The organism is Serratia sp. CY82433 (assembly GCF_052166535.1).
Taxonomy (GTDB): domain Bacteria; phylum Pseudomonadota; class Gammaproteobacteria; order Enterobacterales; family Enterobacteriaceae; genus Serratia; species Serratia sarumanii.
On the sequence record NZ_JBJNOR010000007.1, the window covers coordinates 223,206 to 235,894 of the forward strand.

A 12,689-nucleotide genomic window follows, 5' to 3' on the forward strand; every position below is an offset into this window, starting at 1 on the left:
GGAGATGATTCTCATTGTTTGGTGGGATAAGTCTGGCAAATTGTGTACTTCAGTGTCATATGACACAAATGGGTGATGGTAAGGAGTTTATAGTGAAAAAGTGGTTGTGTGCCGCAGGCCTCGGTTTAGCAATGGCTGCTTCAGCTGGCGTTCAGGCAGCAGATAAGATCGCTGTCGTTAACGTCTCCAGCATTTTCCAACAGCTGCCGGCCCGCGAAGCGGTCGCTAAACAGCTGGAAAACGAGTTTAAAGGCCGTGCAAGCGAACTCCAGAACATGGAACGTAGCCTGCAGACCAAAATGCAACGTCTGCAGCGTGACGGCGCTACCATGAAAGCCAGCGATCGCAGCAAGTTGGAAAAAGACGTGATGGCGCAGCGCGAGCAGTTCTCTCAGAAAGCCCAGGCTTTCGAGCAGGACAACCGTCGTCGCCAGATGGAAGAGCGTAACAAGATCCTAAGCCGCATTCAGGACGCTGTGAAATCTGTCGCCAGCAAAGGCGGTTATGACGTGGTGATCGACGCCAACGCCGTTGCCTATGCAGACTCTTCCAAAGATATCACTGCTGACGTGCTGAAACAGGTTAAATAACACATGCTTTCAATTCGACTGGCTGATTTAGCGCAGCAGTTGGATGCACAATTGCACGGTGATGGCGATCTCGTCATCACCGGCATTGCTTCTATGCATTCGGCACAGCCTGGCCAAATCACGTTTTTGTCAAACAGCCGCTATCAAGAGCAGCTGTCTTCCTGCCAGGCAAGCGCCGTGGTGCTTACCGAAGCGGATTTACCACACTGCCGTACTGCGGCGCTGGTGGTTAAAAACCCTTACCTGACCTACGCGCGCATGGCGCAGCTGATGGACACCACGCCGGCGCCGGCGCAGGATATTGCGCCAAGCGCGGTTGTCTCGCCTGAAGCGCAACTGGGGCAGAACGTCGCCATTGGGGCGAACGCGGTGATTGAGTCGGGTGCGGTGCTTGGCGATAACGTGGTTATCGGCCCGGGCTGCTTCATCGGCAAACACGCGCGCATCGGCGCGGGAACGCGTCTGTGGGCGAACGTTACGATTTATCATGCGGTTGAAATCGGCCAGCGCTGCCTGATCCAGTCCGGCACCGTGATCGGCGCGGACGGTTTCGGCTATGCGAACGAGCGCGGCGAGTGGATCAAAATCCCTCAGTTGGGCACGGTGATTATCGGCGATCGCGTCGAAATCGGCGCCTGCACTACCATCGACCGCGGCGCTTTGGATAACACCCAAATCGGGAATGGTGTTATCATCGACAACCAATGCCAGATTGCACATAACGTCGTGATTGGCGACAATACCGCCGTCGCCGGCGGTGTAATCATGGCCGGCAGCCTGAAAATCGGCCGCTACTGCCAGATCGGCGGTGCCAGCGTGATCAACGGTCACATGGAAATTGCCGACAAGGTTGTTGTTACCGGAATGGGAATGGTTATGCGACCAATCACCGAACCTGGGGTATACTCTTCGGGCATTCCGTTGCAGCCTAACAAGGTTTGGCGTAAAACCGCTGCGTTGGTGATGAATATCGATGAGATCAGCAAACGCTTGAAAGCTGTCGAACGTAAAGTCGGAAAAGACTAATCATTGCCGCCCGCCTTCGCGGGTACAAAACGAAACGCGTTGGTCGTGAGACCAAAAGCGCAAAGAGATGTTAATTTGCGGCCTGCATGATGATCTCCTTTTGGGGTCAGCGCAGGCCGTGTTGTTGATGCCATCAGTTTTTAGAGACAGGAAGAGTATTTTGACTACTGACACTCATACTCTGGATATTGCAGAAATTTTGGATCTGCTTCCTCACCGTTATCCGTTCTTGCTGGTCGACCGCGTCCTCGAGTTTGAAGAGCACAAATATCTGCGTGCGGTGAAGAACGTATCGGTGAACGAACCGTTTTTCCAGGGCCACTTCCCTGGCAAACCGATTTTCCCAGGCGTATTGATTCTGGAAGCCATGGCGCAGGCCACCGGTATCCTGGCGTTTAAAAGCGTCGGCAAACTGGAGCCGGGCGAGCTGTATTACTTCGCCGGTATCGACGAAGCACGCTTCAAACGCCCTGTGGTGCCAGGCGATCAGATGGTCATGGAAGTCACCTTCGAGAAAACTCGCCGCGGCCTGACTCGCTTCAAAGGCGTGGCGACCGTTGACGGTAAAATTGTCTGCGAAGCAACCATGATGTGTGCCCGCAGCCGGGAGGCTTAATCCGTGATTGACCAAACCGCCTTTATCCATCCTAGCGCGATAGTCGAAGAAGGCGCCGTGATCGGCGCCAACGTGCATATCGGCCCTTTCTGCTACGTCGGCTCCCAGGTGGAAATCGGCGCCGGCACGGTGCTGAAATCCCACGTGGTGGTGAACGGCATTACCAAGATTGGCTGCGATAACCAGATTTATCAGTTCGCTTCCATCGGTGAAGTGAACCAGGATCTGAAATACGCGGGCGAACCGACGCGCGTTGAAGTGGGCGATCGCAACCGCATCCGCGAAAGCGTGACCATTCACCGCGGCACCGCGCAGGGCACCGGCCTGACCAAAGTGGGCAATGACAACCTGCTGATGGTCAACGTGCACGTTGCCCACGACTGCGTGGTCGGCAACGCTTGCGTGCTGGCCAACAACGCCACGCTGGCGGGGCATGTGGAAATCGACGATCACGCCATCATCGGCGGCATGACGGCGATCCACCAGTTCTGCATTATCGGCGCGCATGTGATGGTAGGCGGTTGTTCCGGCGTCGCTCAGGACGTGCCTCCCTTCGTCATCGCTCAGGGTAACCACGCGACGCCGTTCGGCGTCAACGCGGTCGGCCTGAAGCGTCGCGGTTTTGACAAGGATGAAATGCAGGCGATCCGCAACGCCTACAAGATCCTGTATCGCAGCGAGAAAACGCTGGATGAAGCGAAAGCGGAAATCGAAGCCCTGGCCAAAGAACAGCCGGTGGTGCAGCAATACCTCGATTTCTTTACCCGTTCCACCCGCGGTATCATTCGCTGAGTTATGTCGAATCGTCCATTGACTATCGGATTGGTCGCCGGAGAAACCTCCGGTGACATTCTCGGCGCCGGTTTGATCCGCGCGCTCAAGGCGCAGATCCCCGACGCGCGTTTTGTTGGCGTCGCCGGCCCGCTGATGCAGGCCGAAGGCTGTGAAGCCTGGTACGAAATGGAAGAGCTGGCGGTAATGGGCGTGGTGGAAGTGCTCGAGCGTTTGCCACGCCTGTTGAAGATCCGCAAGGATCTTACCCGCCGCTTCGGCGAGCTGCGGCCGGACGTGTTTGTCGGCATCGACGCGCCGGACTTCAACATCACGCTGGAAGGCCGCCTCAAGCAGCGCGGCATCCGTACCATTCACTACGTCAGCCCTTCCGTGTGGGCCTGGCGGCAAAAGCGCGTTTTCAAAATTGGCAAAGCCACCGATCTGGTGCTGGCCTTTCTCCCTTTCGAAAAAGCGTTTTACGATCGTTTCAACGTGCCCTGCCGGTTTATCGGCCACACCATGGCGGACGCCATGCCGTTGCAGCCCGATCGGCTGGCGGCGCGCGCTCAGCTTGGCATCGATCCGCAGGCGCGCTGCCTGGCGTTGCTGCCGGGCAGCCGCGGCGCCGAAGTCGAGATGCTGAGCGCCGACTTCCTCAAGACCGCGCAGCTGCTGCGCACCCGTTATCCCGAGCTGGAAGTGGTGGTGCCGCTGGTCAACGCCAAACGGCGCGAGCAGTTTGAGCGCATCAAGGCGGAAGTGGCGCCGGATCTGACCGTACACCTGCTGAACGGTCAGGGGCGCGAGGCGATGATCGCCAGCGACGCGGCGCTGCTGGCATCCGGCACGGCGGCGCTGGAGTGCATGCTGGCCAAGTGCCCGATGGTGGTGGGCTATCGCATGAAGCCGTTCACTTTCTGGCTGGCGCAGAAGCTGGTGAAAACGCCTTACGTTTCGCTGCCGAATCTGCTGGCGGGGCGCGAGATCGTTACCGAGCTGCTGCAGCATGACTGCGTGCCGGACAAACTGGCCGCCGCCGTGATGCCGCTGCTGGAAGAGAGCCCGCAAACCGAAGCGCTGAAACAGACTTTCCTTACCTTGCACCAAAGCATCCGTTGCGGTGCGGACGAACAGGCCGCTCAGGCTGTGTTGGAGCTGGCGAAAGCATGATTGAACCCTTTATCTATCCCGCTGCCACGCTGATTGCCGGCGTGGACGAAGTGGGCCGCGGCCCGTTGGTCGGCGCGGTGGTCACCGCCGCCGTGATCCTCGATCCGGCGCAGCCGATCGTCGGGCTGGCGGACTCCAAGAAACTCAGTGAAAAACGCCGCCTGGCGCTGTATGACGAAATCGTCGCCAAGGCGCTCTCCTGGAGCCTGGGGCGCGCCGAGCCGGCGGAAATCGACCAGCTGAACATTTTGCACGCCACCATGCTGGCGATGCAGCGGGCGGTGGCCGGGTTGCATATCGCGCCGGACATGGTTTTAATCGACGGTAACCGTTGCCCGAACCTGCCGATGCGTTCGCAGGCGGTGGTGAAGGGCGACAGCCGCGTGGCGGAGATCAGCGCGGCGTCCATTCTGGCGAAGGTCACGCGCGATCGTGAAATGGCCGCGCTGGACAGCGAGTTCCCGGACTACGGTTTCGCGCAGCATAAGGGTTACCCGACCGCCTTCCACCTGGAGCGGCTGGCCGCGCTGGGCGCCACCGAGCATCACCGCCGCAGCTTCGCGCCGGTGAAAAGGGCGCTGGCGCTGTAGCCTGCGGGCCTGGTTGACCAGGCCCGACGATAGCATTAACCCGGGTTCAGCCTGCTGAGCCCCTTCAATCAGGTATCTGGAGATGGCCGAACCTCGTTTTATTCACCTGCGCGTCCACAGTGACTATTCCATGATTGATGGATTGGCCAAGACGGCGCCGCTGGTGAAAAGAGCCGCCGCGTTAGCCATGCCTGCTCTGGCAATCACCGATTTCACCAACCTGTGCGGATTGGTGAAGTTCTACGGCAGCGCGCACGGCGCCGGGATCAAACCGATCATCGGCGCGGATTTCCATGTGCAAAGCGAAGAGCTGGGCGACGAGCTGGCTCAGCTGACGGTGCTGGCCAGCAACAACGAAGGCTACCAGAACCTGACGCTGCTGATTTCCCGCGCCTATCAGCGCGGCTACGGCGCCGCCGGCCCGATCATCGATCGCGACTGGCTGATTGAACATCGCGAAGGGCTGATTCTGCTCTCCGGCGCGCGTCAGGGCGACGTCGGCAAGTTTCTGCTGCGCGGCAACCAGGCGCAGGTGGATCAGTGTCTGGACTTCTACCAGCAGCACTTCCCGGACTGTTACTACCTGGAACTGATTCGCACCGGCCGCCCGGACGAAGAGAACTACCTGCATGCGGCGGTGGCGCTGGCCACCGAGCGCGGTTTGCCGGTGGTGGCCACCAACGACGTGCGCTTCCTGGTGGAAGATGACTTCGACGCCCATGAAATTCGCGTCGCCATCCACGACGGCTTTACGCTGGACGATCCCAAGCGGCCGCGCAACTACAGCCCGCAGCAATACATGCGCAGCGAAGACGAGATGTGCGAGCTGTTCGCCGACATTCCGGAAGCGCTGCTGAACAGCGTCGAAATCGCCAAGCGCTGCAACGTCACCATTCGCCTCGGCGAATACTTCCTGCCGCAGTTCCCGACCGGCGACATGAGCACCGAGGACTTCCTGGTACTCAAATCGAAAGAGGGGCTGGAAGAGCGTCTCGAGTTCCTGTTCCCCGATCCTGAAGTGCGCGCGCAGCGCCGCCCGGAATACGACGAGCGTCTGGACGTCGAGCTGAAGGTGATCAACCAGATGGGGTTCCCCGGCTACTTCCTGATCGTGATGGAGTTTATCCAGTGGTCGAAGGACAACAACGTGCCGGTGGGCCCGGGGCGCGGTTCCGGCGCCGGTTCGCTGGTGGCCTATGCGTTGAAAATCACCGACCTCGATCCGCTGGAGTTCGACCTGCTGTTCGAACGTTTCCTGAACCCGGAACGTGTCTCGATGCCCGACTTCGACGTCGACTTCTGCATGGAGAAGCGCGATCAGGTAATTGAGCACGTGGCGGAGATGTACGGCCGCGAAGCGGTATCGCAGATCATCACCTTCGGCACCATGGCGGCGAAAGCGGTTATCCGCGACGTGGGCCGCGTGCTGGGGCACCCGTATGGCTTCGTCGATCGCATCTCCAAGCTGGTGCCGCCGGATCCGGGCATGACGCTGGAAAAAGCCTTCGCTGCCGAACCGCAGCTGCCGGAAATTTACGAGGCAGACGAAGAGGTCAAGGCGCTGATCGACATGGCGCGCAAGCTGGAAGGGGTGACGCGTAACGCCGGTAAACACGCCGGGGGCGTGGTGATAGCGCCGACCAAAATCACCGACTTCGCGCCGCTGTACTGCGATGCCGAAGGGCAGCACCCGGTGACCCAGTTCGATAAGAACGACGTGGAATACGCCGGGCTGGTGAAGTTCGACTTCCTCGGTCTGCGCACCCTGACCATCATCGACTGGGCGCTGGAGATGATCAACGCCCGGCGCGCCAAGACCGGGCTGGAGCCGATCGACATCGCCGCCATTCCGCTCGACGACAAGAAAAGCTTCGACATGCTGCAGCGCTCGGAAACCACGGCGGTGTTCCAGCTTGAATCGCGCGGCATGAAAGACCTGATCAAACGTCTGAAGCCCGACTGCTTCGAAGACATGATCGCACTGGTGGCGCTGTTCCGTCCGGGGCCGCTGCAGTCGGGGATGGTGGATAACTTCATCGACCGCAAGCACGGCCGCGAAGAGATCTCCTACCCGGACATCCAGTGGCAGCACGAGTCGCTCAAGCCGGTGCTGGAACCCACCTATGGCATCATCCTGTATCAGGAACAGGTGATGCAGATTGCCCAGGTGCTGGCGGGCTATACGCTGGGCGGCGCGGACATGCTGCGCCGTGCGATGGGTAAAAAGAACCCGGTCGAAATGGCTAAGCAGCGCGGCGGCTTTGAAGATGGCGCGAAATCGCGCGGCATCGACGGCGAACTGTCGGTGAAAATCTTCGACCTGGTGGAGAAATTCGCCGGTTACGGCTTCAACAAATCGCACTCTGCCGCCTATGCGCTGGTGTCGTATCAGACGCTGTGGCTGAAGGCGCACTACCCGGCCGAGTTTATGGCGGCGGTGATGACCGCCGATATGGACAACACCGATAAGGTGGTGGGGCTGGTGGACGAATGCTGGCGCATGGGGCTGAAGATCCTGCCGCCGGACATCAACAGCGGCCTGTATCACTTCCACGTCAACGACGACGGCGAGATCGTTTACGGCATCGGCGCCATCAAGGGCGTGGGGGAAGGGCCGATCGAAGCCATCATCGAGGCGCGCAACAGCGGCGAGCAGGGTTACTTCAAAGACCTGTTCGATCTCTGCGCGCGCTCAGACATCAAGAAACTGAACCGCCGCATTCTGGAAAAACTGATCATGTCCGGCGCGTTCGATCGCCTCGGGCCGCACCGCGCCGCGCTGATGAATTCGCTCGGCGACGCGTTGAAAGCGGCGGATCAGCATGCGAAAGCCGAAGCGATCGGCCAGGTGGATATGTTTGGCGTGCTGGCGGAAGCGCCGGAGCAGGTGGAGCAATCCTACGCCAATATCGCGCCCTGGCCGGAGCAGGTGGTGCTGGACGGGGAACGGGAGACGCTGGGGCTGTACCTGACCGGCCACCCGATCACCCAGTACCTGAAGGAGATCGAACGTTACGCCGGTGGCCAGCGTTTGAAAGACATGCACCCGACGGATCGGGGCAAAATGACCACCGCCGTCGGGCTGGTGGTCGCCGCGCGGGTGATGGTGACCAAGCGCGGCAACCGCATCGGCATCTGTACATTGGATGACCGTTCGGGCCGCCTGGAAGTGATGTTATTCACCGAAGCGTTAGAAAAATACCAGCATTTGTTGGAAAAAGACCGTATCCTTATCGCCAGTGGACAGGTCAGCTTTGATGACTTTAGCGGCGGGCTTAAAATGATGGCCCGCGAGGTAATGGACATCAGTGAAGCCCGGGAAAAATACGCTCGCGGGCTTGCTATCTCGCTGACTGACAGGCAAATTGATGACCAGCTTTTGAACCGTCTCCGTCAGTCGTTGGAACCCCATCGCTCGGGGACGATTCCAGTGCATCTCTACTATCAACGGGAAGATGCGCGAGCCAAGCTGCGTTTTGGCGCAACCTGGCGCGTGACGCCCACCGACCGCTTGTTGATCGACTTGCGGACGTTGGTAGGCAATGAGCAGGTGGACTTGGAATTTGACTAAAATAGGAATGCTATGAGTCTGAATTTTCTTGATTTTGAACAGCCGATTGCAGAGCTGGAAGCGAAAATTGACTCGCTGACTGCAGTCAGCCGTCAAGACGAAAAATTAGATATTAATCTGGACGAAGAGGTTCAGCGCCTGCGTGAAAAGAGCGTTGAGCTGACGCGCAAGATTTTTGCCGATCTTGGGGCCTGGCAGATTGCCCAATTGGCACGCCACCCGCGCCGTCCTTATACCCTGGATTATATCAAACACATCTTTACCGACTTCGAAGAGTTGGCGGGCGATCGCGCTTACGCCGACGACAAAGCGATCGTCGGCGGTATTGCGCGCCTGGATGGCCGCCCGGTGATGATCATCGGGCACCAGAAAGGCCGTGAAACCAAAGAGAAGATCCGCCGCAACTTCGGCATGCCGGCGCCGGAAGGCTACCGCAAGGCGCTGCGCCTGATGGAAATGGCCGCGCGCTTCAAGATGCCGATCATCACCTTTATCGATACCCCGGGCGCTTATCCGGGCGTGGGCGCGGAAGAGCGCGGCCAGTCCGAAGCCATCGCGCGCAACCTGCGTGAGATGTCGCGCCTGAACGTGCCGGTCATCTGCACCGTCATCGGCGAAGGCGGCTCCGGCGGCGCGCTGGCGATCGGCGTGGGCGATAAGGTGAACATGCTGCAGTACAGCACCTACTCGGTGATTTCGCCGGAAGGCTGCGCCTCCATCCTGTGGAAGAGCGCCGATAAGGCGCCGCTGGCCGCAGAAGCGATGGGCATCACCGCGCCGCGTCTGAAAGAGCTGAAGCTGATCGACTCGGTGATCCCGGAGCCGCTGGGTTCCGCGCACCGCGACGTGCCGGCAATGGCCGCCGCGCTGAAAGCGCAGCTGCTGGCCGATCTGAAAGATCTGGACGGCCTGAACGACGAAGAGTTGCTCAACCGCCGCTACCAGCGTCTGATGAACTACGGCTACTGCTGAGTTCTGTGCTTCGCTGCAAGAAACCGCCTCCGGGCGGTTTTTTTTTGGCTACACACCACCGGATTTTCGTGGTGTTATAGAGACTTGGCCGTTAACTGACAGGAGCTGCCGATGAATATCATCGCCATCATGGGCCCGACGGGCGTCTACTACAAAGATGAGCCGATCCGCGAGCTCCACGCGGCGCTGGCCGCCATGGGATTCCAGCTGGTGTACCCCAAAAACAGCGGTGATCTGCTGAAGCTGATCGAAGCCAATGCCCGCATTTGCGGGGTGATCTTCGACTGGGACGACTACAGCCTGGAGCTGTGCAGCGAAATCAACGAGCTGAATGAATACCTGCCGCTGTACGCCTTTATCAATACCCATTCCACCTTCGACGTCAGCCTGCATGAAATGCGCATGGTGCTCTATTTCTTCGAGTATGGCCTGAATGCGGCGGACGATATCGCGCAGCGCATCCAGCAGTACACCGCGGAATACATCGATACCATTACGCCGCCGCTGACCAAGGCGCTGTTCAACTATGTGCGCGAAGGGAAGTACACCTTCTGCACGCCGGGCCACATGGCCGGCACCGCGTTTCAAAAAAGCCCGGTGGGCTGCCTGTTCTATGACTTTTTCGGCGCCAATACCCTGAAGGCCGACATCTCGATTTCGGTTACCGAGCTCGGTTCGCTGCTGGATCACACCGGGCCGCACCTGGAGGCCGAAGAGTATATCGCGCGCACCTTTAACGCCGAGCAGAGCTATCTGGTCACCAACGGCACCTCCACCGCCAACAAGATCGTCGGCATGTATTCGGCACCGGCCGGCAGCACGGTGCTGATCGACCGCAACTGCCACAAATCGCTGTGCCACCTGCTGATGATGAGCGATATCGTGCCGATCTATCTGCGCCCGCTGCGCAACGCCTACGGCATCCTCGGCGGCATTCCGCAGCGCGAGTTCACCCGCGAAAGCATCGCCGCCCGGGTGCAGGAGACCGAGAACGCCACCTGGCCGGTGCATGCGGTGATCACCAATTCCACCTATGACGGCCTGCTGTACAACACCGACTACATCAAGCAGACGCTGGAGGTGCCATCGATCCACTTTGACTCCGCCTGGGTGCCTTACACCAACTTCCATCCGATTTACGACGGCAAGAGCGGCATGAGCGGCGAGCGGGTGCCCGGTAAGGTTTTCTACGAGACCCAGTCGACGCACAAGCTGCTGGCGGCCTTCTCGCAGGCCTCGATGATTCATATCAAAGGCGACTACGACGAGAGCACCTTCAACGAAGCCTACATGATGCACACCACCACCTCGCCGCACTACGGCATCGTGGCGTCGATGGAGACCGCGGCCGCCATGCTGCGCGGCAACCCGGGGCGCCGCTTGATCAACCGCTCGGTGGAGCGCGCGCTGCATTTTCGCCGTGAAGTGCAGCGGCTGCGCGAGGAGAGCGACAGTTGGTTCTTCGACATTTGGCAGCCGGAAGAGATCGATGAAGCGCAATGCTGGCCATTGGATCCGGACGACAACTGGCACGGCTTCGGCCAGACCGATCGCGATCACATGTACCTCGATCCGATCAAGGTGACGATCCTGACGCCGGGCATGAACGAGCTGGGTGCGCTCGAGGAGGAGGGGATCCCGGCGGCGCTGGTGGCGAAGTACCTCGACGAGCGCGGCATCGTGGTGGAGAAGACCGGGCCGTACAACCTGCTGTTCCTGTTCAGCATCGGCATCGACAAAACCAAGGCGATGAGCCTGCTGCGCGGCCTGACCGACTTCAAGCGCGCCTACGATCTCAACCTGCGGGTGAAGAACATGCTGCCGGATCTGTACGCCGAGGATCCGGATTTCTATCGCAACATGCGCATTCAGGATCTGGCCGCCGGCATTCATCGCCTGATCTGCCAGCACGATCTGCCGCGCCTGATGCAGCGGGCGTTCGACGTGCTGCCGGAAATGAAGCTGACGCCGCACCAGATGTTCCAGGAGCAGGTGCGGGGCAACGTGGAAACCTGTGAGCTGGATCAGCTGGTTGGCAAGGTGGCGGCCAATATGATCCTGCCGTATCCGCCGGGCGTGCCGCTGGTGATGCCGGGGGAAATGATCACCGAAGAGAGCCGGGCGGTGCTCGATTTTCTGCTGATGCTGTGCTCGATCGGCGAACGTTACCCCGGTTTTGAAACCGACATCCACGGCGCCAGGCTGACGGAGGACGGGCGCTATCTGGTGAAGGTGTTGAAGCCTTCCTGATATCGGGCGTAGTGCGGTTTCCGGCGGTCAGCTTTCCGGCATGACGGAGGAGTGATGAGTGGAGATTTTCCACTCGTCACCGTCCCAGGCATAGGTAAAGGTATAACGCGCCGATACCGTCGATTTGTCTGCGAACGTAAAGGCATAGATACCGGTATCTATCGCGGTGTTGCAGCCAAGGCGTATGGTGCGGCTTTTAATGTTGCCCACCGGTCTTTTCGCCAGAAAATGTCTGAAGTAATCCACCCGTTCGGCATCCGTCAGCCGCATCTTGTTGGAAAGCGTGGGGAGCAACACCGCATCGTCCAGATAAGTATTCGCGACTTTTCGCGCTTCTCCACTCTGTAAAGCGGTATTCCACCGCTCGAACAACCCCTCGATTTGGAGCCGGTCTGTTTTTACGCAAACGGGCGCCGTCGTTGCCCAAACCGAAGTGGAAATACACATTAACGAACCGATGACGCCGGGGCGCATTTTCATACCTGTTCCTTTATTCAGGTGAGTTTTGTTGCCGTCATGGCGTGAATAGGCGGCAAATAAATTCAATACTAATATAATTTCGTATTGTAATTATCAAAAATAATTTGAATGTTACGGCGGGATTGTATGAGAGCGCAAATGGGGGAGAACAGCAGATAAGATTGACCATTGACGGCATCACCGCCGCCGGATACCTTGCCTCATCAGACCGAACAGGAGAGGCCGCCATGCTGGCGTTACGTCAGGTACACCATATCGCGATCATTGGCGCGGATTACGCCGCCAGCAAGCGTTTTTACTGCGACATTCTCGGATTCACCCTGCTGAGCGAGGTCTACCGCGAGGAGCGCGACTCATGGAAAGCGGATCTGGCGCTCAACGGGCAATACGCCATCGAGCTGTTTTCTTTCCCTTCGCCGCCGGCTCGCGTCAGCCGCCCGGAGGCCTGCGGCCTGCGCCATTTGGCGTTCAGCGTTGACGACATTGACCAGGCCATCGCCCATCTGCAGGCGGCCGGCGTCGCCTGCGAACCGGTACGCGTCGATCCTTACACCCAATCCCGCTTTACCTTTGTCAGCGATCCCGATGGTTTACCGTTAGAATTATACGAGAGTTAACGGCTTAATCGCCTCCCGGCGGCCACAGCCGGG

Annotated in this window: 11 protein-coding genes; 10 read left to right on the forward strand and 1 reads right to left on the reverse strand. The window is 59.2% G+C overall.

Annotated elements, in window-relative coordinates; genetic code table 11:
* The first annotated feature begins 92 nt into the window (after positions 1–92).
* The 9 genes from skp to ACJ8PI_RS23205 all read left to right on the forward strand — a co-directional run bounded on the left by skp (position 93) and on the right by ACJ8PI_RS23205 (position 11,559).
* Positions 93–590 carry a molecular chaperone Skp gene (gene skp / locus ACJ8PI_RS23165; RefSeq protein WP_004931958.1) on the forward strand — a complete coding sequence of 166 codons (498 nt, stop codon included), beginning with the start codon at positions 93–95 and terminating at the stop codon, positions 588–590.
* A gap of 3 nt (positions 591–593) precedes the next feature.
* Positions 594–1,616: a UDP-3-O-(3-hydroxymyristoyl)glucosamine N-acyltransferase gene (gene lpxD, locus ACJ8PI_RS23170; RefSeq protein ID WP_033635735.1), complete on the forward strand. Its 1,023-nt coding sequence runs from the start codon at positions 594–596 to the stop codon at positions 1,614–1,616.
* A gap of 160 nt (positions 1,617–1,776) precedes the next feature.
* On the forward strand, positions 1,777–2,232 hold the full coding sequence (fabZ, locus tag ACJ8PI_RS23175; RefSeq protein ID WP_004931962.1) for a 3-hydroxyacyl-ACP dehydratase FabZ: 456 nt from the start codon (positions 1,777–1,779) through the stop codon (positions 2,230–2,232).
* Between the two features lie 3 nt (positions 2,233–2,235).
* Entirely contained in the window at positions 2,236–3,024 is a 789-nt protein-coding gene (gene lpxA / locus ACJ8PI_RS23180; protein ID WP_004931964.1) for an acyl-ACP--UDP-N-acetylglucosamine O-acyltransferase, read from the forward strand.
* Positions 3,025–3,027: 3 nt separating this feature from the next.
* Entirely contained in the window at positions 3,028–4,176 is a 1,149-nt protein-coding gene (gene lpxB / locus ACJ8PI_RS23185; RefSeq protein WP_033635734.1) for a lipid-A-disaccharide synthase, read from the forward strand.
* Positions 4,173–4,766: a ribonuclease HII gene (gene rnhB / locus ACJ8PI_RS23190; RefSeq protein WP_033635733.1), complete on the forward strand. Its 594-nt coding sequence runs from the start codon at positions 4,173–4,175 to the stop codon at positions 4,764–4,766. Before lpxB ends, rnhB begins: the two co-directional genes overlap by 4 nt.
* A gap of 82 nt (positions 4,767–4,848) precedes the next feature.
* Positions 4,849–8,337, forward strand: coding sequence for a DNA polymerase III subunit alpha (gene dnaE, locus ACJ8PI_RS23195; protein WP_033635732.1), 3,489 nt, complete (start codon positions 4,849–4,851; stop codon positions 8,335–8,337).
* A gap of 12 nt (positions 8,338–8,349) precedes the next feature.
* A complete protein-coding gene (gene accA / locus ACJ8PI_RS23200; protein ID WP_004931972.1) occupies positions 8,350–9,309 on the forward strand; it encodes an acetyl-CoA carboxylase carboxyl transferase subunit alpha in 960 nt (319 codons plus the stop codon).
* A gap of 111 nt (positions 9,310–9,420) precedes the next feature.
* A complete protein-coding gene (locus ACJ8PI_RS23205) occupies positions 9,421–11,559 on the forward strand; it encodes a lysine decarboxylase LdcC (protein ID WP_039567427.1) in 2,139 nt (712 codons plus the stop codon).
* 27 nt (positions 11,560–11,586) lie between these two features.
* Here ACJ8PI_RS23205 and ACJ8PI_RS23210 read toward each other — a convergent pair whose 3' ends face one another.
* Positions 11,587–12,039, reverse strand: a complete 453-nt coding sequence (locus tag ACJ8PI_RS23210; RefSeq protein ID WP_197774310.1) for an SgcJ/EcaC family oxidoreductase — start codon at positions 12,037–12,039, stop codon at positions 11,587–11,589.
* Positions 12,040–12,266: 227 nt separating this feature from the next.
* Between ACJ8PI_RS23210 and ACJ8PI_RS23215 the strand changes: the two genes are divergently transcribed.
* Positions 12,267–12,656: a VOC family protein gene (locus ACJ8PI_RS23215; protein WP_164134891.1), complete on the forward strand. Its 390-nt coding sequence runs from the start codon at positions 12,267–12,269 to the stop codon at positions 12,654–12,656.
* Positions 12,657–12,689: the final 33 nt, after the last annotated feature.